Here is a 21,771-nt window from a genome sequence, read left to right on the forward strand (position 1 = left end):
CTCACTGTCGAAAACTGCATAACTCATTGTTTACCAAGGAGTTTTCCGTTTCGACTGCGCCGGAAGTGGGGCGAATTATAGGCTTCCAGAATCTGCCGTCAACACTTAATTCCAGCTTTCTTTCAATAAGTTACAGACGGCAGAAAAACAGCCCATGCCCCTGCAACCCGAGGGAGAAAAGCAGACCTTTCTATATAGAGGGAAACTTCAGAGCACGCCGGACTCTTTAAAGGCAGCCACTGCCCCCGCATCCAACCCCAGCACTCGCTGCAATACCTCCAGCGTATGCTCACCCAACAAAGGAGGCGCATGACGGTACTCCACCGGCGTTTCCGACAACCGTATCGGACTCGCCACCTGTGGCACCAACCCGGCTAACACATGCGGCAGCTCTATCGCCAACCCACGCGCCTTGACCTGAGGGTCAGCGAACATCTGCGCAAGATCATTAATAGGCCCACATGGCACACCCGCCTGCTCCAACTGGGCCACCCATTCCGCTGTGGTCTTGAATACCGTAGCCTGGCGGATTAGAGGAATCAGTACTGCCCGATTCGCAACCCGCAGCTTGTTGGTTGCAAAGCGCGGATCATCTGCCCACTGAGGCTGCCCGGCAACTTCCGCGAATTTACGGAATTGCCCGTCATTACCCACGGTAAGAATGAAGTCACCATCAGCCGTAGGAAAATCCTGGTAAGGCACAATGTTCGGATGCGCATTCCCCAAACGCTTGGGAGCATTGCCCGTCGTCAGGTAGTTCATCGCCTGATTAGCCAGGCACGCCACCTGAACATCCAGCAATGCCATATCAATGTGCTGTCCGCCGCCAACATGATCCCGATGCGCAAGCGCCGCCAGGATCGCCACCGTCGAGTACAGCCCGGTCAGAATGTCGGTCAGCGCCACCCCCACCTTCACCGGCCCTGCCCCCTCATCCCCTTCAGGCCGCCCTGTCAGGCTCATGAGGCCGCCCAAGCCCTGGATCATGAAGTCATAACCAGCGCGCTTGGCATAAGGACCGGTCTGGCCGAATCCGGTGATCGAGCAATAGATCAGGTCCGGGTTGATCGCCTTCAGCGATTCGTAGTCCAGCCCGTAAGCTGCCAAGCCACCGACCTTGAAGTTTTCGATCAGGATGTCCGACTTGGCCGCCAGATCACGCACCAACTTCTGCCCCTCAGGGCGCGTGAAATCGATGGTCACCGATTGCTTGTTGCGGTTGGCCGACAAGTAATAGGCGGCCTCGCTGGTGTTCTCGCCATAGGCGTCTTTAAGGAAAGGCGGCCCCCAGGCGCGCGTGTCGTCGCCATTGCCCGGACGCTCGACCTTGATCACCTCGGCGCCAAGGTCGGCAAGGATTTGCCCGGACCAAGGCCCGGCCAGCACCCGCGATAAATCCAGTACCCGTAGATGCGAAAGCGCGCCCATGGACGTCCCCCTATTAATAGAACGCCTGGATGCCGGTTTGCGCACGACCAAGGATCAGCGCATGCACGTCGTGAGTACCTTCATAGGTATTGACCACTTCCAGGTTGACCAGGTGGCGAGCAACGCCGAACTCGTCGGAGATACCGTTGCCACCCAACATGTCACGGGCCATGCGCGCGATGTCCAGGGACTTGCCGCAGGAGTTGCGTTTCATCATCGAAGTGATTTCCACGGCCGCAGTACCTTCATCCTTCATGCGCCCCAGACGCAGGCAGCCTTGCAGCGCCATGGTGATTTCCGTCTGCATGTCGGCCAGTTTCTTCTGGATCAACTGAGTGGCGGCCAACGGACGACCGAACTGCTGACGATCCAGGGTGTACTGGCGGGCAGTGTGCCAGCAGAACTCTGCGGCACCCAAAGCGCCCCAGGAAATGCCGTAACGCGCGGAGTTGAGGCAGGTGAAAGGACCTTTCAGGCCGCGGACATCCGGGAAAATGTTCTCTTCCGGAACAAAGACGTTGTCCATGACGATCTCGCCGGTGATCGATGCCCGCAGGCCGACCTTGCCGTGAATCGCCGGGGCACTCAGGCCTTTCCAGCCTTTTTCCAGGACGAAACCACGGATATCGCCCGCATCGTCCTTGCCCCACACCACAAACACATCGGCGATCGGGCTGTTGGTGATCCACATCTTGCTACCGGTCAGGCTGTAGCCGCCTTCGACTTTGCGTGCACGGGTAATCATCGCGCCCGGGTCGGAACCGTGGTTAGGCTCGGTCAGGCCAAAGCAGCCGATCCATTCACCCGAAGCCAGTTTTGGCAGGTACTTCTGTTTCTGCGCTTCAGTACCGAACTCATTGATCGGCACCATTACCAGCGAGGACTGCACACTCATCATCGAGCGGTAGCCGGAATCGATACGCTCGACTTCACGGGCAATCAGGCCGTAGCTGACGTAGTTCAGGCCGCTGCCACCGTACTGCTCGGGAATGGTTGCACCCAGCAGACCCACTTCGCCCATTTCGCGGAAGATGGCCGGATCGGTTTTTTCATGACGGAACGCTTCGAGAATTCGCGGCGCAAGGCTCTGCTGGGCGAACTGCGCAGCAGTATCACGGATCATGCGCTCTTCTTCGGTGAGCTGTTGATCCAGCAGAAGGGGATCGATCCAGTTGAAGCTAGCTTTACCGGCCATGAGTGTGTCCTCTCGAAACAGGTCAAATAACGTGGACTGATCCTAGGCCGGGTTCGTCGTCCCGGCAAACGAGGATTTCGCATACTGTTGTGCTAATTTCTCACTTCGAAACGTCGCATAACGCAATTAATGCGATGTATTAGTGAGGTTGACGTACATGCGCAGGAAGATACCCAGTACAACCGCCCTGATCAGCTTCGAGGCGGCTGCACGACACGAGAGCTTTACCAAGGCAGCACAAGAGCTGTCGCTTACCCAGGGCGCGATTTGCCGACAGATCGCCAGCCTTGAGGAGTTCCTCAATGTTGAATTGTTCCGACGCTCGCGACGCGGAGTGAAGCTGACCGAAGCCGGACTTTCCTACAGCCGCCGGGTTGCCACTCAACTCGACGCGGTCGAGCGGGACACCCTGTCCGTAATGGGGCAACAGGGAGCCAACGTGATCGAACTGGCCGTGGTACCGACCTTCGGCACTCAATGGCTGCTGCCTCGACTCAAGGACTTCCAGCAAAAACACCCGGAGGTGACGGTCAATCTGACGAACCGCACGCGCCCGTTCCTGTTTGCCGATACCGACTTCGACGCGGCGATTTACTTCGGCGATGCGGACTGGTCCGGCACAGAGTCCCACCGCTTGATGGGCGAACACCCACTGCCCGTGTGCAGTCCCAACCTGCTGGGAAAAAAGACCCTCCTGACAGCCGGCGAAATCGCCGAATTACCCCTGCTACAGCAGACTACTCGCCCCTATGCCTGGCGACATTGGTTTAACTCCCAGCGACTGAATGTCCCTCGCGACATGACAGGACCGCGCTACGAGCTATTCTCCATGCTGGCCCAAGCGGCCATACACGACATGGGCATCGCCTTGATTCCACCGTTTCTGATTCAGCGCGAACTGGCCGAGAAACGATTGGTGATCGCCAACCCTCAGGCACTCTCCAGCATCAAGGCTTATTACCTGATGATTCCTGAGCGAAAGGTCGAATCGGCGTCTTTACGGGCTTTTCGGGATTGGCTGGTCAATCAGGCGCACAGCTACAGCCTAGAAGGATAAAGGCTTACGAGCATTAGCTGACCTCGTAGTCAGTAAAATAAAAACCCTACAGATATAAGTATTTGTCGCATATTCGAAGACTGTACGAGAAAGCAGTACAAACGTTCCACAAGCGCCTGAACACATGGCTTTGCGCCGCTATCTCGTAGCAATAAAGCATCATTCATATGGCCGATGTGAAAATTGCTGAATTTTGGCAAAATCGTCTGAAAGGCACGCTGGGCAAGGGATTGAACCGAATTGATGCGACATTCGGTCACGGGGTGACTTGTAGTTAATTTTCCGTCACGCGTCATAATCTCTTGAAGGGCACAAAGTTCGCCTGCAAAATGCCGCGCCCCGCCTTGATTTGGCGGGGCCGTGCTGATCGGCCGCCCCAGCCGCACCATCCGTAGTGCATGGGTTTACTTAATAAGATCACGCAGGAGATTTGACGTGCACATTGGTGTTCCTCTCGAAACCCAGACGGGTGAAACGCGGGTTGCTGCTACCCCCGAAACCATTAAGAAGCTGATCGGCCAGGGCCATAAGGTCACTGTTCAGAGTGGCGCCGGCATTAATGCCAGCGTTATCGACAGTGCCTATGAAGCGGCAGGTGCAACCATTGGCAGCGCCAATGATGCGTTTGGCGCCGAGCTGATTCTCAAAGTGGTCGCACCCAGCAACAGCGAGCTGGCGCTGATCAAGCGCGGCACGATTGTGGTGGGCATGCTCAACCCGTTCAGCAATGAAACCATCGCCAAACTGGCCGAGTGCGGGATTACCGCGTTTGCGCTGGAAGCCGCGCCGCGCACCTCCCGCGCCCAAAGCCTGGATGTGTTGTCCTCGCAGGCCAACATCGCCGGCTATAAGGCCGTGCTGCTGGCGGCTCACCACTATCCGCGCTTCATGCCGATGCTGATGACTGCTGCGGGCACCGTCAAAGCGGCGCGCGTGCTGATTCTCGGTGCCGGTGTTGCCGGGTTGCAGGCGATCGCTACGGCGAAACGCCTGGGAGCGGTAATCGAAGCGTCCGACGTACGCCCTGCGGTAAAAGAGCAGATCGAATCCCTCGGCGCCAAGTTCGTCGATGTGCCTTACGAAACCGATGAAGAGCGTGAATGCGCAGTCGGTGTCGGCGGTTACGCACGCCCCATGCCGGCCAGCTGGATGCAGCGCCAGGCCGTGGCCGTGCACGAACGCGCCAAGCAGGCTGACATTGTCATCACTACCGCACTGATTCCGGGCCGCAAGGCGCCAACGCTATTGAGCGCGGAAACCGTGGCGCAAATGAAGCCAGGATCGGTGGTCATCGACCTCGCGGCAGCCCAGGGCGGCAACTGCCCGCTGACCGTGGCTGACCAGGTAGTCGTCGAGCACGGCGTGACCATCGTCGGCCCGACCAATCTGGCAGCTGCGGTGGCTGCCGATGCCTCGGCGCTGTACGCACGCAACCTGCTGGACTTCATGAAACTGTTGTTCGATAAAGATGGACAACTGGTGATCAACCTTGAAGACGATATCGTCGCCGCGTGCCTGATGTGCCGCGACGGCCAGATCGTGCGCAAGAACGGCTGAGGATAAAAACAATGGAAGACATGCTGATCTCTCACGGTATCTACAACCTGATCATCTTCGTACTGGCTATCTATGTCGGCTACCACGTGGTCTGGAACGTGACCCCTGCACTGCACACACCACTGATGGCAGTCACCAACGCCATTTCCGCCATCGTGATCGTCGGCGCCATGCTGGCCGCCGCCCTCACCGTAACCCCGCTGGGCAAGACCATGGGCACCCTGGCCGTGGCCCTGGCCGCCGTCAACGTGTTTGGTGGTTTCCTGGTCACCCGGCGCATGCTGGAAATGTTCAAGAAGAAAGCGGCTCCAGCAAAAGCTCCGGTAGCCAAGGCCGAAGCAGTCAAGGCTGAGGTGCAGCAAGCATGAGCATGAATCTGGTTACATCCCTGTATTTGATCGCCTCGGTCTGCTTCATCCAGGCGCTCAAGGGCCTCTCGCACCCAACCACGTCGCGTCGCGGCAATCTATTCGGCATGCTCGGCATGGGCCTGGCGATCCTCACCACCGTCGGCCTGATCTACAAACTCGGTGCCGAACTGGCCCATGACGGTATCGTCTACGTGATCGTCGGCCTGTTGATCGGCGGCACTGCTGGCTCGATCATGGCCAAACGCGTTGAGATGACCAAAATGCCTGAGCTGGTCGCCTTCATGCACAGCATGATCGGCCTGGCAGCGGTATTCATCGCCGTGGCCGCCGTGGTCGAGCCACAGTCGCTGGGCATCGTCCAGCAACTCGGTGACGCGATCCCGGCCGGTAACCGCCTGGAACTGTTCCTCGGTGCCGCCATCGGTGCAATCACCTTCTCCGGTTCCGTCATTGCCTTCGGCAAACTGGCGGGCAAGTACAAGTTCCGCTTGTTCCAGGGCGCACCGGTACAGTTCTCCGGCCAGCACAAGCTCAACCTGCTGCTGGGCCTGGCCACGCTGGCACTGGGCGTGACCTTCATGCTAACCGGCGACTACACCGCTTTCGGCTTGATGCTGGCGCTGGCCTTCGTGCTCGGCGTGCTGATCATCATCCCGATTGGCGGTGCCGACATGCCGGTCGTCGTGTCGATGCTCAACAGCTATTCCGGCTGGGCAGCAGCGGGTATCGGCTTCTCGCTGAACAACTCGATGCTGATCATTGCCGGCTCTCTGGTGGGTTCGTCCGGTGCGATTCTCTCGTACATCATGTGCAAGGCGATGAACCGCTCCTTCTTTAACGTATTGCTCGGTGGTTTCGGCAATACGGCCGACGCAGGCGGCCCTGCAGGTTCGAAAGAAGCCCGTCCGGTGAAATCCGGCTCGGCTGACGACGCGACTTTCCTGCTGACCAACGCCGACACCGTGATCATCGTTCCGGGCTACGGCCTGGCGGTAGCACGGGCGCAACATGCGCTGAAGGAACTGACCGAGAAGCTGACCCATCGCGGTGTGACCGTGAAGTACGCGATCCACCCGGTGGCCGGTCGTATGCCGGGACATATGAACGTACTTCTGGCCGAGGCCGAAGTGCCGTACGACCAGGTGTTCGAGATGGACGACATCAACTCCGAGTTCGGCCAGGCCGACGTGGTGCTGGTGCTGGGCGCCAACGACGTGGTCAACCCGGCCGCCAAGAACGATCCGAAATCGCCGATTGCCGGCATGCCGATTCTCGAAGCGTTCAAGGCCAAGACCATCATCGTCAACAAGCGCTCGATGGCCAGCGGCTATGCCGGCCTGGACAACGAGCTGTTCTACCTGGACAAAACCATGATGGTGTTCGGCGACGCTAAAAAGGTCATCGAAGACATGGTCAAGGCTGTCGAGTAACCCCGCACGGCACACAGAACGCCCTGACTTGTCAGGGCGTTTTTGTTTGCGCAAATCGTCAGACAAACTATTCTTTTGTTACCGATCCGGTAACGGTGTTTTGCTTAAAAGGCCCGGAATAGACGCCTCGATTGCGACCTTGGTAGCGGGACAGAAGTCGGCGCAATTCACTAGACTGCACGTCCTGCTACCTGTTGCCCGAGATAAAAACCCATGTACCGTGACCGTATTCGCCTGCCTTCGTTGTTGGACAAAGTGATGAGCGCTGCCGACGCTGCCGCTCTGATTGAAGACGGCATGACCGTCGGCATGAGTGGCTTTACTCGCGCCGGCGAAGCCAAGGCCGTCCCTCAAGCGCTGGCCGAGCGCGCCAAGGTCACGCCACTGAAGATCAGCCTCATGACCGGCGCCAGCCTGGGCAATGACCTGGACAAGCAACTGACCGAAGCCGGCGTGCTGTCGCGACGTATGCCGTTTCAGGTCGACAGCACGCTGCGCAAGGCGATCAACGCCGGTGAAGTCATGTTCATCGACCAGCACTTGTCGGAAACCGTGGAGCAATTGCGCAACCAGCAACTGAAGTTGCCGGACATTGCCGTGATTGAAGCCGTCGCCATCACCGAGCAAGGCCATATCGTGCCGACCACCTCGGTGGGCAACTCGGCCAGCTTCGCGATCTTCGCCAAACATGTGATTGTCGAGATCAACATGGCGCACAACCCGAACCTCGAGGGCCTGCACGACATCTATATTCCGACCTATCGCCCGACCCGCACCCCGATTCCATTGGTCAAAGTCGACGACCGCATTGGCAGCACCGCCATCCCGATTCCAGCGGAAAAAATCGTCGCCATCGTGGTCACCAACCAGGCTGACTCACCTTCCACCGTGCTGGCACCGGACGCCGAGACCCAAGCCATTGCCGACCACCTGATCGACTTCTTCAAACAGGAAGTGGCCGCCGGGCGCATGACCAACAAGCTCGGCCCGTTGCAAGCCGGCATCGGTACCATCGCCAACTCGGTGATGTGTGGCCTGATCGACTCGCCGTTCGAAGACCTGACGATGTACTCCGAGGTGCTGCAGGACTCGACCTTCGACCTGATCGATGCCGGGAAGCTGAGCTTTGCTTCGGGCAGCTCGATCACCCTGTCGAGCCGGCGCAATGCCGACGTGTTCGGCAATCTGGAGCGCTACAAGGACAAACTGGTCCTGCGCCCGCAGGAGATTTCCAACCACCCTGAAGTCGTGCGCCGCCTGGGCATCATCGGGATCAACACGGCACTGGAGTTCGACATCTATGGCAATGTCAACTCCACTCACGTCTGCGGCACGCGGATGATGAACGGCATCGGTGGCTCGGGCGACTTCGCGCGCAACGCGCACCTGTCCGTGTTCGTGACCAAGTCGATCGCCAAGGGCGGTGCGATCTCCAGCGTGGTTCCGATGGTCAGCCACGTCGACCATACCGAACATGACGTCGACATCCTCGTGACCGAAGTGGGCCTGGCAGACTTGCGAGGCCTCGCGCCTCGGGAGCGTGCCCGGGTCATCATCGACAAGTGCGTACACCCTGACTACCGCCAGGCACTGAATGATTACTTCACTGCCGCCTGCGCCCTCGGTGGACACACGCCACACATCCTGCGCGATGCCCTGAGTTGGCACATCAAGCTGGAAGAAACCGGACGAATGCTCACCTCGTAGTTGATACAGATAGCAGCTGACGAAAACACAGTTTCGTCAGCTTGCTATTGCCAAGCCATATCCCGTCAAAAACTGTACTGCTGTACCGGTCATTTCCTACCGAAATACCCCACCCCCTGACATCAAATCAGCAAAAACGCACTGTAACGGTGCAGATAGGTACAGTTGCCTCAATTTTGACCAGTACACCCCCTATAAACAGTTAACTGAGCTCTCACAATACAGGTGAACTGTATCTACAGAGACTAGGCAAACAGGAGGATCATGGGCACCAGTTAAACCACTACCTAATCCCGCCACAAGCGGAAGGATGAAAACCATGGAACGTACACTCAGTTCCGATCTGTTCTTCGAAGACACCGCTGCAAAAACCCAGGCTTCCATGCCTCTGCGCGTTATCGCCAACCTGATGCTGTGGCAGCGCCGCATCTCCAGCCGCCATCAACTGGCTCGTCTGGATTCGCGTCTGCTGGCTGACGCCGGGATTAGCGAAGCACAACGCTACGAAGAGCTGAGCAAGCCGTTCTGGCGCTAAGTTAGCGTCGCTGGCTTTGACCTTAAGGTCCGCCGCCAGCAACCCGAATTGAACAAACAAGACCCGTCGTGGGATACCACGGCGGGTTTTGTCGTTTAAGGGGTAAGAAAAGGCGGCATCAGTACAGTTTGATAAAACGTGAATCAGACCTGTACAGTTATACCGATAAGCTCATACTCGTTAAAAGCTTCACCAGATGATCCTTCACACGATCAGATTGTCGCGGTAATACGCACCGGCCTACTATCCATTCAGAACGTGGCGAATATTGAGTGTCTAACGTTTGACTCATTCGACACTGCGCCACCTTTCAATCGGTTTTACCCAAAGGAGTTACCCATGTCCCGTCTTCGTCTGCTCAGTGCTGCTGCCCTGTTTGCCGTGGCCGCCAATGCCAGCGCAACCAGCTTCATCGTGACCACCGACGCTGTGGTCAACGCGCTCAAAGCCACGTCCGATGCGACCACCGACGTCGTCTCGTCGTCGTTCAAGGATGACAAAATCGTGCTCGCGGCCCGTGACGACGCTGCCAGCTTCGTCGCCAGCGAAGGTTCCATCCGCGGCGTGAAACTCGAAAGCGCCCTCGACCACATTCGCCACCAGGCACCTCAATTGAACGCAAGCGACGCACAACTGGCGCAAGCGATCCTGACCATCTAAGCGGCAGCACAGACATGGGGTACGCCCGGCGTGCCCCAGCGTTTCGTGGCTGGATCCAGGTCGGACCTTGCGTTAGCCTTGGGGCTCACTTTCAACTGTCGAGTCTCATGCGTTTTCCTTCAAATCTGTTGATCGCTCCCGTCCTGCTTACCCTTGGTTACTGTGGATCAGCCCACGCTTATGACGCCTTCAACCTGTCCACCCAAGGCATCGTCGCCAGCGGTTACGCCACAAGTTTGGTGACCAGCGCGCCCTTCGACCATAAACTGCTGTTCGCCGCCCAGGATGATGCTGCGGCATTCATTGCCAGTGACGGCCAACTGAGAGGCGCACGACTGGAGTCGGCCCTGCGTTATCTGCGCCGAACCCAGGCAAAACTTCATGCCAGCGACCTTGAACTGGCACAAGCAATTCTCGTCCAATAGTTATCCCTGCTTTTCTGGAGTCGTTCCATGCGTAACCCGCTGATTGCTGCCACCTTAGGCCTGTTGCTGTTAGCCGATGTGGCCCAGGCACATACTCTGGTTGCCACCAGTAACATGCTGATCCGTGCTACCCAGCGCACCCTCGATTTCACCTCCGACACCACCACGTCCATTCGCGATTCGAAAATCGTGCGCGAAGCCCAGGACGACGCCGCCAGTTTCGTTGCCAGCAATGGCGACATTCGTGGCGCTCACCTGGAATCCGCTTTCGATTTGCTGCGCACCCGCGTACCGGAAGCCCGTGACGCCAGTGATCAGGATCTCGCCGAAGCCATCCTCGCACTGTGAGGCGTCCAGGCGCCTGGCTGCTGGCCGGGGCCCTGTTGCTGCTTGGCAACACGGCCCATGCAGGCCTTCAGTTACATCTCAAGACCGAAGGTCTGACTCCCGCGCAACAACAAGCCAGCCAGGCGTTGCTCGATGAAGCCATGCAGGCACTGCCGCCACGCTTTATCGAGCAACTGGACCGGCGCATCGACGTTGGCTGGACCGATGACATGCCGCACGACGCCTACGGCCAGGCATCACCGGTGTCCGAGCTCGATCTCAACCGTAAACTGCTGGCCGGCCTCACCGATGGCAGCGCCGCGACCCGGAAAACCCATCGCCCCCATGGCACCGTGCGCCTGGAACTGCTGGCCACGGTGTTGCACGAACTGACACACATCTACGATCGGGCGCGCCTTTGGCCGGAAGCAGAACGCAAACTGATCCAACGCTGCACCCAGCGCAGCAACAGCTCAGGGCTGGTTGGCATTCCCGACCAATGTCGCGGGCAGTCCGATCGGCGCTTTACCCTCAGCGACGACCCGCGTCTGCTCGACCTCGCCGGCTGGCAGCAATACGTGGGCCGTCGCGGCGAACGCGAGCAGCACAACCGCCAGACTGCCCGCAGCCCGGATATCTACGAAACCAGCAGCCCAAAGGAATTCGTCGCGGTCAACATGGAGTATTTCCTCCTCGACCCGAGCTACGCCTGCCGCCGCCCGGCACTGTACCGCTACTACAAGGAACATTTCGGCTGGGCACCCGCCGCCAAAGAGGCCTGCGGCAAAACCTTCGCTTTCCTCAATGCCGGCAACGACTTCGCCAAGACACCTTTGGGCCAGGTCGATCCGGAGCGGGTCTATGCCGTTGACTATCTGCTGGCCGAGGCCAACCAGAACCTGTTCAGTCGCTGGGGCCACAGCATGTTGCGCCTGGTGATTTGCGCGCCGGGCCGACCACGCGGACCGGATTGTCGACTGGACCTGGACCAGCATCTGGTGCTGTCGTACCGCGCCTTCGTCGGCGACGTACAGTTGTCGAGCTGGGATGGCCTGGTCGGTAAATACCCTTCGCGGCTGTTTATCCTGCCGCTGTCCCAGGTCATCGACGAATACACCAAGACCGAACTGCGCAGCCTCGCCTCCGTGCCCCTGAACCTGTCACGCCAAGAGATTGAAGACGTGGTGGAACGTGCCGCGGAGATGCACTGGAGCTACGACGGCAACTACTTCTTCCTGTCCAACAACTGCGCGGTGGAGGAACTGAAATTACTGCGTGGTGGCACCAACAACCCGCAACTGGTGGGGCTCGACAACATCATGCCCAACGGTTTGCTGGAAGTGCTGAAGGGCCGTGGACTGGCGGATACCAGCGTGCTGGACGATCCGCGAGAGGCCTTGCGCCTGGGTTATCGTTTTGATTCCTTCCGCGAACGCTATCAGGCCATGTTCGAGATCCTGAAAAAGCAGTTGCCGATCAAACAGGACACCGTCGAAGAATGGCTCGACTTGAAAGCCTCGGAGCGTCGGCAATGGTTCGAACAGGCCGATTTGCGCACCAGTGCGGCGTTGCTTCTGCTGGAGCAAGCGAGTTTCCGTCAACAGTTGCTATTGGCCCAGGATGAAGTAAAGCAACGCTATCTGGGTGCCCGAGAGCTGAAGAATGGCGGCATGGACAAGGCCAACGAGACACTCAAGGACATTCTCGCCAACAGTGGCTTCCTCAGTCGGCCGGCGGAACTGCTGGGCACCAACGGTTATGGCTTGCCGCAACCGAGCGAGTGGCAGCATCTGGAAGCGGAAAGCAGCCAGCGCCAGAAGCAGCTCCTGGCGCTGTCCGGGGCTCTGGATAAAGAAGTGAGAGCATTGCTGGAACCGAGCCGCGCCGCCGAAATGGCCGCCAACGAGGCCAACGTAAAACAGATTGGCGAGCATCTGCGCAAACTGCACAAGGCGTCGGGCGGGATAGAGCTACCTTGACCCCACGACCTGAGGGAGCGAGCTTGCTCGTGAAAGGGCCATCAGCTTCAACATCCAGGTTGACTGATACAACGCCATCGCGAGCAAGCACGCTCCTACAGTGGCTCAGGGTTCGGTCCAATGTGATCCGTCAGTACAGAACCCCCTGCAGAACCTCATAGACAATCCCGGTGCCCGCAGCAATCAGTACCACGTCTGCGCCGGCACGGCGCCATTCGTAACCCGGGTAATACGGCAGCCGGCTCAATGCTCGATTATCCAGCCGTTCGCCGTAATAGCCACGGGGCAGCGGCCGACCACGCACCACATAGACTCCGGGTGGTGGCGGTGCGCCCCGAACGAAGTAGCCGTGATTGTCGTGGATCGTCTGGCGAACCGGACCGAAGTCCCGTGGTGGGGGCCCACCACGATGGTTGTCATGGTCGTGATGTTCATCGCCATGGTAGTCACCATGATTATCGTAACGGCCGTGATCATCGTGCTGGTCTGCGCTGACAGGCAAAAACGGAGTAGCGCTGAGCATCAGAACGCCCAGGCCGGCAATCAGACGCTTCGATATTTTCATCAAGGTTTTCCTCACAACACACACAGCAAAAAGGGCTTCAGAACGCAGTCATGAAGCCCTCGGTCTTGCTGATTAGTCTGTGTCGGAAGGCTCTAATTCCTCTGTATCAGGAACTTTACCTTCAGCTGACGCGAGCCTTACGCACGCCGTCGGCCAATGCCGAGCAAAGGCTCAGCACGCCATCGATCGCCTGTTCCGGTGTCGAGGCATCGGCGATGTGATCGATCAGTGCCGAACCCACAACCACACCATCGGCCAGACGTGCGATAGACGCCGCTTGCTCCGGCGTGCGAATACCAAAACCGATGCTGATCGGCAGATCGGTATGGCGACGCAGGCGAGCGACCGCCTCTTCAACATGCTCCAGAGTTGCCGCGCCGGCACCGGTCACACCGGCAACGGACACGTAGTACACAAAGCCGGAGCTGCCGTTGAGCACGGTCGGCAGGCGTACATCGTCGGTGGTCGGGGTGGTCAGGCGGATGAAGTCCAGACCGGCAGCCTGCGCCGGGTCGCACAGTTCGCCGTTGTGCTCGGGTGGCATGTCCACCACGATCAGGCCATCGACACCGGCCTCTTTTGCATCGGTGATGAAACGCGGTACGCCGTATTTGTGGATCGGGTTGAAGTAGCCCATCAGCACCAGCGGCGTTTCGTTGTTGTCCTTGCGGAACTCACGCACCATTTCCAGGGTTTTCGCCAGGTTCTGCTTGGCAGCCAGGGCGCGAATGTTGGCGAGCTGGATCGCCGGGCCGTCAGCCATTGGATCGGTGAAGGGCATGCCCAGTTCGATCACGTCGGCACCAGCGGCCGGCAAACCTTTGAGGATCGCCAGGGACGTGTCGTAGCCCGGGTCGCCAGCGGTGACGAAGGTCACCAGGGCGGCACGGTTCTGTTCCTTGAGTTCGGCAAAACGCGTTTGCAGGCGGCTCATCAGTGTTTCTCCTGCTTTGATTGTTCCATATGGTGCATCACGGTCTGCATGTCTTTATCGCCACGGCCGGACAGGTTGACCACCATCAGGTGATCCTTCGGCAGCGTCGGTGCGCGCTTGAACACTTCAGCCAAGGCATGGGCGCTTTCCAGCGCCGGAATAATCCCTTCGAGGCGGCAGCACTGGTGGAAGGCGGCAAGCGCTTCGTCGTCAGTCACCGAGGTGTACTGAACACGACCGATGTCATGCAACCAGGCGTGTTCCGGGCCGATACCCGGGTAGTCCAGACCTGCGGAGATCGAGTGGGCGTCGATGATCTGGCCATCGTCGTCCTGCAACAGGAAGGTGCGGTTACCGTGCAACACGCCCGGTACGCCGCCGTTCAGGCTGGCCGCGTGTTTACCGGTTTCGATGCCGTAGCCGGCCGCTTCAACGCCGATGATTTCCACGCTCTTGTCGTCGAGGAACGGGTGGAACAGGCCCATGGCGTTGGAACCACCACCGATACAGGCCACCAGGCTGTCCGGCAGACGGCCTTCCTGAGCTTGCAACTGGTCGCGGGTTTCCTTGCCGATGACAGCCTGGAAGTCGCGGACCATCGCTGGATAAGGATGCGGACCGGCCACAGTGCCAATCAGATAGAACGTGTTGTCGACGTTGGTCACCCAGTCACGCAAGGCTTCGTTCATCGCGTCCTTGAGGGTGCCTGTACCGGCCACGACCGGAATCACTTCGGCGCCCAACAGCTTCATGCGGAACACGTTGGCCTGCTGACGTTCGATGTCGGTTGTGCCCATGTAGATGACGCAGTCCAGGCCAAAACGCGCGGCCACGGTAGCGGTCGCCACACCGTGCATGCCGGCGCCGGTCTCGGCGATGATGCGCTTCTTGCCCATGCGCCGCGCCAGCAGGATCTGGCCGATGCAGTTGTTGATCTTGTGCGCGCCGGTGTGATTCAGCTCTTCACGCTTGAGATAAATCTTCGCACCGCCACAGAACTCGGTCAGGCGCTCGGCGAAATAAAGCGGGCTCGGACGACCGACGTAGTCGCGCTGGAAGTAGGCCAATTCTTCCTTGAATGCAGGATCGTCTTTGGCCGCCTCATATTCGCGAGCCAGATCGAGGACCAGCGGCATCAGGGTTTCAGCGACGTAACGGCCGCCGAACGAGCCGAACAGGCCGTTGGCGTCAGGGCCGTTGCGCAGATTAGTCTGGGTCATGGGGCGCTCCAATTGAATGCGTGATATGACAATGGGCTTCACTCTACCTCTGACACTGCGCTCTGAAAACCGATAAGATCGCCACAACCTGTCAGGAAAACTCACAGATATCATGAGCCACGACCTGCCACCGCTTAATGCCCTGCGCGCCTTCGAAGCCACCGCCCGCCTGAACAGTGTCAGTCAGGCGGCGGAACAGCTGCACGTCACCCATGGCGCGGTCAGCCGGCAGCTTAAGGTGCTGGAAGAACACCTCGGGGTGAGTCTGTTCAGCAAGGATGGCCGCGGCCTGAAACTCACAGATGCCGGCATTCGTTTACGCGATGCCAGCGCTGAAGCCTTCGAGCGCCTGCGCACCGTGTGCGCCGAGCTTACCCAGAGCACCGCCGATGCGCCTTTTGTGCTCGGCTGCTCGGGAAGCCTGCTGGCACGCTGGTTCATTCCGCGCCTTGGACGGTTGAACGCCGATCTGCCGGACCTGCGCCTGCACTTGTCGGCCGGAGAAGGCGATCTCGATCCCCGTCGCCCCGGCCTGGATGCCTTGCTGGTGTTTGCCGAGCCGCCATGGCCGGCGGATATGCAAGTGTTCGAGCTCGCCAGTGAGCGGATCGGCCCGGTGATGAGTCCTCGATTCGTCGGCTTCGATAAGCTCAAAGCCGCGCCGGCCACAGCCCTGCTCAATGAATCAGTGCTGCATACCACCTCGCGCCCGCAAGCCTGGCCCAGCTGGGCGCAACAAAGCGGCCTCGACGCCAATGCGCTGAGGTACGGTCAGGGTTTCGAACATTTGTATTACTTGCTGGAGGCCGCCGTGGCCGGGCTGGGCGTGGCGATTGCCCCTGAGCCGCTGGTGGCCGAAGACTTGAGGGCGGGGCGACTCGTTGCGCCTTGGGGTTTCAGCGAAACCCCGGCGCAACTGGCGCTGTGGCTGCCCAAGCGCGCCGCGGACGGGCGCGCCCGACAACTGGCGCAATGGCTCAAGAACGAGTTGCGCCAGACGGATCAGTCACCGCGCTTGATCAGCAAGTAGGCAGCCAGCAGACCCAATGCACCCACGGCGACACCGGCTGTCGTCCAAGGGTGTTCCTGGGCGTAGTCCCGGGTGGCAATCCCGGTCTCACGGGTTTTCACTTTAACCTCCTCATACGCATCGGAGAGCAGATGACGCGAATGTCTCAGCGCGTTCTCGGCGTTGCCCTTGAGCACCTTGAGGGTTTTACGCGACTCGTCCGAGGCGTCGTCCTTCAGGCTTTCCAAGGATTTGAGCAGACTCTCGATCTCCGCTTCCATGCTTTGCAATGAGGCTTTACGTAACGAGCTGTTAGCCATGGTGGCTCTCCTGCATTGTTGATGAGTGGCGTGTGTTGGTTGGGACTTCAGGGGCTCGAGAAAGTGCAGTAAATGTGAACTTCCCTGCCGGACCGACCGACAGAAGTAAGACAGAAAATCACTGCTAGGCTGTATTTCACACCCCAAGGAGAACGCCATGACTGACCATCACACCTACAAGAAAGTCGAACTGGTTGGCTCGTCCACCAGCAGCATCGAAGACGCGATCAACAACGCACTGGCCGAGGCCAGTAAAAGTCTCAAGTACATGGAATGGTTTGAAGTGACCGAAACCCGCGGGCACATCAAGGACGGCAAGGCTGCGCACTTTCAGGTAACGCTAAAGGTCGGATTCCGGATTGCCAGCAGCTGACAATAGTCTAGCCTTCTTGGAATACGCGCTGGCCGAGTGCCATAGGGAATGGCGAGGCGCTACATAACTAAATCTGGCCAAAGGCTGGGTGCTCCCTTTTGATCCGACCAGAGAATGCGACTGATGAAGAAGTTTATTTTGGCGGCAGGTTTGTTGAGTCTGGCGGGGACAGCCTTCGCTGATGTCAAATCCTGCGAAGAACTGAAAGCCGAGATCGCAGCAAAGCTTGATGCCAAAGGCGTTTCCGGTTATTCGCTGGAAATTGTCGATAAAGGCTCTGCGGCTGGCGGAAAAGTCGTCGGCACCTGTGAGAAGGGCACCAAGGAAATCGTCTACAAACGCTAAATACCAGAACCCTGTAGGAGCGAGCTCGCTCGCGATGAACCTGAGACCACCGCGGGGTGTCAGGCTTCCAACGTAATCGTTGGCGAGTATCGCGAGCGAGCTCGCTCCTACATTGATAAAGCGAAATGTCAGCCTTTCATGACCTGCGCCAGCAGCTCGTAGGAATGCAGACGATCAGCATGCTCGTAAAGGTCGCAGGTAAATATCAGCTCATCAGCCTGAGTCTGCTCGATCAGCACGTCCAGTTTGGCTCGAATTTTCTGCGGGCCGCCGATCATCGCCAGCCCCAGGAAGTCCATGACAGCCTCCCTCTCATGGGGTAGCCACAGGCCATCCATTGATTTCACCGGCGGGCGCTGCACCAGGCTATGGCCACGCATCAGCGCGAGTATGCGCTGGAACACTGAGGTCGCCAGATAGTCGGCCTGCTCATCGGTGTCGGCGGCCACCAGTGGCACACCGAGCATTACGTAGGGCTTGTCCAGCACCGCCGAAGGCTTGAAGTGATTGCGGTAGACGCGAATCGCCTCGTGCATGAAGCGCGGTGCGAAATGTGAAGCGAAGGCGTAGGGCAAACCCCGTTCACCTGCCAGTTGCGCACTGAACAAGCTTGAACCCAGCAGCCAGATCGGCACATTGGTACCGGTGCCCGGCATCGCGATGACGCGCTGCTCCGGCGTGCGCGGGCCAAGATAACGCACCAGTTCGGCCACATCTTCCGGGAAGTCATCGGCGCTGCCGGAGCGCTCGCGGCGCAGCGCACGGGCCGTCATCTGATCGGAACCCGGCGCGCGACCGAGCCCGAGGTCGATGCGTCCCGGGTACAGGCTTTCAAGGGTACCGAACTGCTCGGCGATCACCAGCGGCGCGTGATTGGGTAACATCACCCCACCCGAACCCACGCGAATAGTCGACGTGCCACCCGCCAGGTAGCCCAGCAGCACCGAAGTCGCGGAACTGGCGATGCCGTCCATGTTGTGGTGTTCAGCGACCCAAAACCGGTTGTAGCCGAATTTCTCGACGTGCTGCGCCAGGTCCAGCGAGTTGCGCAGCGATTGAGCCGCGCTGCCATTTTCCCGCACGGGCACCAGATCGAGGGTCGAGAACTTGATATCGGACAGTCGTTTCATGAACCTGCTTCTCCAATTGAGGGCGCAGGTTTTTTCTTGCGAACGAAAACCTGCCGAATCCAAAAGCGTGTTTCATGCAATGTGGGCATATACCCGAGTTTCAATAGCACCGGGAAAATTTCCTACTAAAAACGTAGGTCAATCAGATGAAGTGAACTTTGCTTCCCGGACTATCCTCAGAACCCTAGATACCAACACGAGCAACCGAAACCCCACAGGCGCGACGCTTCGCGCCGGATCTTGAGGAGACAGGCATGGCTATCATTAAGAAGGCATCGGCTCATTGGGAAGGTGATCTGAAAACCGGCATCGGCTCGATTTCCACGGAAACCGGCGTACTCAGGGAAGCGCCCTACGGCTTCAAGGCACGTTTCGAAGGCGGCAAGGGCACCAATCCGGAAGAGCTGATCGGCGCGGCCCACGCCGGTTGTTTCTCCATGGCCTTTTCCATGATTCTCGGTGATGCCGGCCTCAAGGCCGACAGCATCGATACCCAGGCAGAAGTGACCCTGGACCAGGTGGCGGGCGGTTTTGCGATCACAGCGGTGAAACTGATCCTCAAGGCAAAAATCCCTGGTGCCAGCCAGGCGCAATTCGAGGAACTGAGCAACAAGGCCAAAGAAGGCTGCCCGGTGTCCAAAGTGCTGAATGCGAAAATCAGTCTGGATGCGACGTTGATCAATTAAGCGTTGAAATGAAAAGATCGCAGCCTTCGGCAGCTCCTACATTGAAACTCGATCCCCTGTAGGAGCTGCCGAAGGCTGCGATCTTTTTTGCCTTGAAACAAAACAAGGCTCATCAATTTGTGGTCGAATAAATGACAGCAGCCAAAACGCAGATTCCTGCGTGCTGCCTCAACGGAGCTTCAACCATGAAACGTTTTGCCTTGACGGTTATCTGTTGCGCACTGGCCACCTCGGCCCTGGCGGCACCGAAACCCTGCGAAGAACTCAAGGCCGAAATCGAAGCCAAGATCCAGGCCCGCGGGGTTACGTCCTACACCCTGGAGATCGTCACTAATGACGAAGTGCATGATCAGAACATGGTCGTGGGCTCGTGCGAAAACGGCACCAAAAAAATCATCTACCAAAAGAACGACCGCTGACAGGCTCTAATTAATACAGTTGGCCTGACTATCTTCGGCGACGATTTCACGTTTGGCGTTATACAGGCGAGCTTCAGGGGTGAACGCCATGGAACGGGCTTGCAGCAAATAACGCTGACCGGCTTCGAAATGATCGTACTTGATGATCAAGTAACACAGCCGTTCCCTGCCACCGCCGAACATGTCCATCCCACCTCCACTGGGCACCTCGAAATCGAAGCGAACAGTCAATTCGTGGCGACCGGGAGTGACCTGGAAAAAACGCCCGTCGCGCAGGCGCTGGTTATCCAGTCGCTCGGCCATGAGCAATTTATCGTTGGGAAATGGCGTAGAGAAGTCGACCCACGCCATTTGTGGATTGGCCGCCGGCAACGGGGGGGTCGAACAGCCCACAATTGCACTAGCGACCATTAACAGCATCAACCTGCGCATGATGAATGTCCCAAGGTAAGGGTATTCAGAATAGCGCCGATCAGGTGTGTTGGCAGCCCGCCGGTATGCCTTTGCCAATCACTTTTCGCTGCTGATCGTATAGCTTGGCCCATGGCCGAAACCCGATATTCCCTGCATGTAACTCATAACGCTCCCCGGCGCTGAAACCGCTGAACTTCACATTCATCTGGCAATCGCGCCACAGCGGTCCGGCGCCCGGACCGATATCGGTGGACTGGACCGGGAACTGATAGCGAACCGTCAACTCATGACTGCCGGGCTGCACCTGGAAATAGCGTTTGTCATCGGTTGCCTGGTTATCCACCTTCAGTGCTTGCAGGGCGGTGTCTTCCTGATGCGACTCCAGTGCGATCCATGCCTGCGTCGGATCATGGCGAGGTATTCCGAAACCAGCACAACCGGCCAGCAACAGCAGGCCTCCCGTCAGCATCAACTTGCGCATAGCGGAGCTCCAGTCAGGCGGGATAGTCTTGCGAACAGACTTTCCAGGGAATTTTTTATTTTGATCAGGCCGTGTCCAAGCCTTGGGTTACTTGATCGCGTTTTACGCATTTTGTTTCCGGGTGTGCTGCTTTTGTTGCTCAACGGTTGTTCCAGCGTCGGCTACTACAGCCAATTGGCCAGTGGCCAATGGCAGTTGCTGCGCGCACGGGAACCGGTTTCCAGTGTCATTGCCGACCCCAACCGCGATCAGAAACTGCGCGCGCACCTGGCCCAATCACAAAAGGCCCGGTCGTTTGCCAGCCAGCAGCTGCATTTGCCGGACAATCAAAGTTACCGGTTGTACGCAGACATCGGCCGGCCCTATGTCGTCTGGAACGTGTTTGTCACGCCGGAGTTTTCCTTGAAGCCACAGAACCATTGCTTCCCTGTCGCGGGCTGTGTGGCCTATCGCGGTTACTACAGCCAGAGTGCGGCTCGTGGTGAGGCGGCGTTGCAACGTCTGCAGGGCATGGACGTGTCAATCGGTGGCGTCGAGGCCTATTCGACGCTGGGCTGGTTCAGCGATCCGATCATCAGCTCGATGATGGGCTGGGGCGATGAACGCCTGGCCACGCTGATTTTTCATGAACTGGCGCATCAGCGTGTGTATGTGAAGGACGACACTGAGTTCAACGAATCATTCGCCACCTTCGTCGAGCAGGAAGGCACCCGCCAATGGCGTGCTTACCGGAGCCTGCCGCCAGACAACGGGAAGCAGGCGCAACAACGGGATCAGTTCATTCAACTGGTGCTGGACACCCGTGCCCGCCTCGAAAAGCTTTACGCCCTGCCACTGCCGCCCGAGCAAATGCGCCAGCGCAAGGCCGCGGAATTCGAGCGTCTGCGCGTCGAATACCGACATTTGCGTGACATCCAATGGGCGGGTGACAAAGGTTACGACGCCTGGATCAATGCACCGCTGAACAATGCCCGGCTACTGCCGTTTGGCTTGTACGACCAGTGGGTGCCCGCGTTTTCGGCGCTATTTAAACAGATGGGAGGGGATTGGGTGAGGTTTTACGCGCAGGTCGAGAGGGTGGGGGCGTTGCCGGTTGAGGAGCGTAAGGCGGCGTTGAAAGTGTTGGTGGAATCCAGCATTTCCGGCGCCTGAGCATACGCCATCGCGGGCAAGCCTTGCTCCCACAGGGCTCCGGTTGTACGCA

Annotated in this window: 25 protein-coding genes; 16 read left to right on the plus strand and 9 right to left on the minus strand. The window is 58.6% G+C overall.

What is annotated here, in order from left to right; translation table 11 throughout:
* Positions 1-207: 207 nt before the first annotated feature.
* Entirely contained in the window at positions 208-1,428 is a 1,221-nt protein-coding gene (locus tag BJ917_RS30280) for a CaiB/BaiF CoA-transferase family protein (RefSeq protein ID WP_096514025.1), read from the minus strand.
* A gap of 13 nt (positions 1,429-1,441) precedes the next feature.
* Complete coding sequence (locus BJ917_RS30285; protein ID WP_077047085.1) at positions 1,442-2,623, minus strand: acyl-CoA dehydrogenase; 1,182 nt, start codon at positions 2,621-2,623, stop codon at positions 1,442-1,444.
* A 157-nt stretch (positions 2,624-2,780) separates the two neighbouring features.
* Here BJ917_RS30285 and BJ917_RS30290 point away from each other — a divergent pair, with 157 nt between their 5' ends.
* The 10 genes from BJ917_RS30290 to BJ917_RS30335 all read left to right on the plus strand — a co-directional run bounded on the left by BJ917_RS30290 (position 2,781) and on the right by BJ917_RS30335 (position 12,671).
* A complete protein-coding gene (locus BJ917_RS30290) occupies positions 2,781-3,680 on the plus strand; it encodes a LysR family transcriptional regulator (protein ID WP_121105964.1) in 900 nt (299 codons plus the stop codon).
* Positions 3,681-4,115: 435 nt separating this feature from the next.
* The gene (locus BJ917_RS30295) at positions 4,116-5,237 is read left to right on the plus strand and encodes a Re/Si-specific NAD(P)(+) transhydrogenase subunit alpha (RefSeq protein ID WP_096514027.1); all 1,122 of its coding nucleotides are present in this window, start codon (positions 4,116-4,118) and stop codon (positions 5,235-5,237) included.
* Positions 5,238-5,248: 11 nt separating this feature from the next.
* Positions 5,249-5,605, plus strand: coding sequence for an NAD(P) transhydrogenase subunit alpha (locus BJ917_RS30300; RefSeq protein WP_096514028.1), 357 nt, complete (start codon positions 5,249-5,251; stop codon positions 5,603-5,605).
* Complete coding sequence (locus BJ917_RS30305; protein WP_096514029.1) at positions 5,602-7,038, plus strand: NAD(P)(+) transhydrogenase (Re/Si-specific) subunit beta; 1,437 nt, start codon at positions 5,602-5,604, stop codon at positions 7,036-7,038. The genes BJ917_RS30300 and BJ917_RS30305 overlap by 4 nt, the downstream gene beginning before the upstream one ends.
* Before the next feature lie 213 nt (positions 7,039-7,251).
* The gene (locus tag BJ917_RS30310; protein WP_096514030.1) at positions 7,252-8,745 is read left to right on the plus strand and encodes an acetyl-CoA hydrolase/transferase family protein; all 1,494 of its coding nucleotides are present in this window, start codon (positions 7,252-7,254) and stop codon (positions 8,743-8,745) included.
* A gap of 319 nt (positions 8,746-9,064) precedes the next feature.
* The gene (locus BJ917_RS30315; RefSeq protein ID WP_007947887.1) at positions 9,065-9,280 is read left to right on the plus strand and encodes a DUF1127 domain-containing protein; all 216 of its coding nucleotides are present in this window, start codon (positions 9,065-9,067) and stop codon (positions 9,278-9,280) included.
* A gap of 339 nt (positions 9,281-9,619) precedes the next feature.
* The gene (locus BJ917_RS30320) at positions 9,620-9,940 is read left to right on the plus strand and encodes a DUF2388 domain-containing protein (protein WP_085716020.1); all 321 of its coding nucleotides are present in this window, start codon (positions 9,620-9,622) and stop codon (positions 9,938-9,940) included.
* A gap of 107 nt (positions 9,941-10,047) precedes the next feature.
* On the plus strand, positions 10,048-10,365 hold the full coding sequence (locus tag BJ917_RS30325) for a DUF2388 domain-containing protein (RefSeq protein ID WP_096514031.1): 318 nt from the start codon (positions 10,048-10,050) through the stop codon (positions 10,363-10,365).
* A 27-nt stretch (positions 10,366-10,392) separates the two neighbouring features.
* Positions 10,393-10,713: a DUF2388 domain-containing protein gene (locus tag BJ917_RS30330; RefSeq protein WP_008002141.1), complete on the plus strand. Its 321-nt coding sequence runs from the start codon at positions 10,393-10,395 to the stop codon at positions 10,711-10,713.
* On the plus strand, positions 10,710-12,671 hold the full coding sequence (locus tag BJ917_RS30335; RefSeq protein ID WP_096514032.1) for a DUF4105 domain-containing protein: 1,962 nt from the start codon (positions 10,710-10,712) through the stop codon (positions 12,669-12,671). The genes BJ917_RS30330 and BJ917_RS30335 overlap by 4 nt, the downstream gene beginning before the upstream one ends.
* A gap of 130 nt (positions 12,672-12,801) precedes the next feature.
* Here the strand turns inward: BJ917_RS30335 and BJ917_RS30340 are convergent, their stop codons facing one another.
* The 3 genes from BJ917_RS30340 to trpB form a co-directional block, all read right to left on the minus strand.
* Positions 12,802-13,236 (minus strand): anti-virulence regulator CigR family protein, encoded by a 435-nt coding sequence (locus tag BJ917_RS30340; protein ID WP_096514033.1) that lies wholly within the window; start codon positions 13,234-13,236, stop codon positions 12,802-12,804.
* A 121-nt stretch (positions 13,237-13,357) separates the two neighbouring features.
* Complete coding sequence (gene trpA, locus BJ917_RS30345) at positions 13,358-14,170, minus strand: tryptophan synthase subunit alpha (protein WP_096514034.1); 813 nt, start codon at positions 14,168-14,170, stop codon at positions 13,358-13,360.
* Positions 14,170-15,390 (minus strand): tryptophan synthase subunit beta, encoded by a 1,221-nt coding sequence (gene trpB, locus BJ917_RS30350; protein WP_121105966.1) that lies wholly within the window; start codon positions 15,388-15,390, stop codon positions 14,170-14,172. The genes trpA and trpB overlap by 1 nt, the downstream gene beginning before the upstream one ends.
* A gap of 112 nt (positions 15,391-15,502) precedes the next feature.
* On the opposite strand from trpB, the gene BJ917_RS30355 reads away from it, so the two are divergent.
* A complete protein-coding gene (locus tag BJ917_RS30355; RefSeq protein ID WP_121105968.1) occupies positions 15,503-16,420 on the plus strand; it encodes a LysR family transcriptional regulator in 918 nt (305 codons plus the stop codon).
* On the opposite strand, the gene BJ917_RS30360 is transcribed toward BJ917_RS30355, so the two are convergent.
* Positions 16,393-16,719: a YqjD family protein gene (locus tag BJ917_RS30360; RefSeq protein ID WP_096514037.1), complete on the minus strand. Its 327-nt coding sequence runs from the start codon at positions 16,717-16,719 to the stop codon at positions 16,393-16,395. The two genes, BJ917_RS30355 and BJ917_RS30360, sit on opposite strands and share 28 nt — an antisense overlap.
* Positions 16,720-16,876: 157 nt before the next feature.
* Here BJ917_RS30360 and BJ917_RS30365 point away from each other — a divergent pair, with 157 nt between their 5' ends.
* Both BJ917_RS30365 and BJ917_RS30370 read left to right on the plus strand, forming a co-directional pair.
* Positions 16,877-17,092: a dodecin gene (locus BJ917_RS30365; protein WP_008027736.1), complete on the plus strand. Its 216-nt coding sequence runs from the start codon at positions 16,877-16,879 to the stop codon at positions 17,090-17,092.
* Positions 17,093-17,215: 123 nt separating this feature from the next.
* Positions 17,216-17,437, plus strand: a complete 222-nt coding sequence (locus BJ917_RS30370) for a DUF1161 domain-containing protein (RefSeq protein WP_096514038.1) — start codon at positions 17,216-17,218, stop codon at positions 17,435-17,437.
* 128 nt (positions 17,438-17,565) lie between these two features.
* Here BJ917_RS30370 and BJ917_RS30375 read toward each other — a convergent pair whose 3' ends face one another.
* Positions 17,566-18,567, minus strand: a complete 1,002-nt coding sequence (locus BJ917_RS30375) for an LLM class flavin-dependent oxidoreductase (protein ID WP_121105970.1) — start codon at positions 18,565-18,567, stop codon at positions 17,566-17,568.
* Positions 18,568-18,821: 254 nt separating this feature from the next.
* Between BJ917_RS30375 and BJ917_RS30380 the strand changes: the two genes are divergently transcribed.
* Together BJ917_RS30380 and BJ917_RS30385 are read left to right on the plus strand one after the other, a co-directional pair.
* Complete coding sequence (locus BJ917_RS30380) at positions 18,822-19,253, plus strand: OsmC family protein (protein WP_121105972.1); 432 nt, start codon at positions 18,822-18,824, stop codon at positions 19,251-19,253.
* Between the two features lie 185 nt (positions 19,254-19,438).
* On the plus strand, positions 19,439-19,672 hold the full coding sequence (locus BJ917_RS30385; RefSeq protein ID WP_095194445.1) for a DUF1161 domain-containing protein: 234 nt from the start codon (positions 19,439-19,441) through the stop codon (positions 19,670-19,672).
* A gap of 6 nt (positions 19,673-19,678) precedes the next feature.
* On the opposite strand, the gene BJ917_RS30390 is transcribed toward BJ917_RS30385, so the two are convergent.
* Both BJ917_RS30390 and BJ917_RS30395 read right to left on the minus strand, forming a co-directional pair.
* Complete coding sequence (locus BJ917_RS30390; protein WP_121105974.1) at positions 19,679-20,104, minus strand: hypothetical protein; 426 nt, start codon at positions 20,102-20,104, stop codon at positions 19,679-19,681.
* Between the two features lie 40 nt (positions 20,105-20,144).
* Positions 20,145-20,567: a hypothetical protein gene (locus tag BJ917_RS30395; RefSeq protein ID WP_121105976.1), complete on the minus strand. Its 423-nt coding sequence runs from the start codon at positions 20,565-20,567 to the stop codon at positions 20,145-20,147.
* 60 nt (positions 20,568-20,627) lie between these two features.
* Here BJ917_RS30395 and BJ917_RS30400 point away from each other — a divergent pair, with 60 nt between their 5' ends.
* Positions 20,628-21,719: an aminopeptidase gene (locus tag BJ917_RS30400; RefSeq protein WP_121105978.1), complete on the plus strand. Its 1,092-nt coding sequence runs from the start codon at positions 20,628-20,630 to the stop codon at positions 21,717-21,719.
* Positions 21,720-21,771: the final 52 nt, after the last annotated feature.

Origin of the sequence: Pseudomonas sp. WPR_5_2, from assembly GCF_003634475.1 — a bacterium.
Lineage (GTDB): Bacteria > Pseudomonadota > Gammaproteobacteria > Pseudomonadales > Pseudomonadaceae > Aquipseudomonas > Aquipseudomonas izuensis.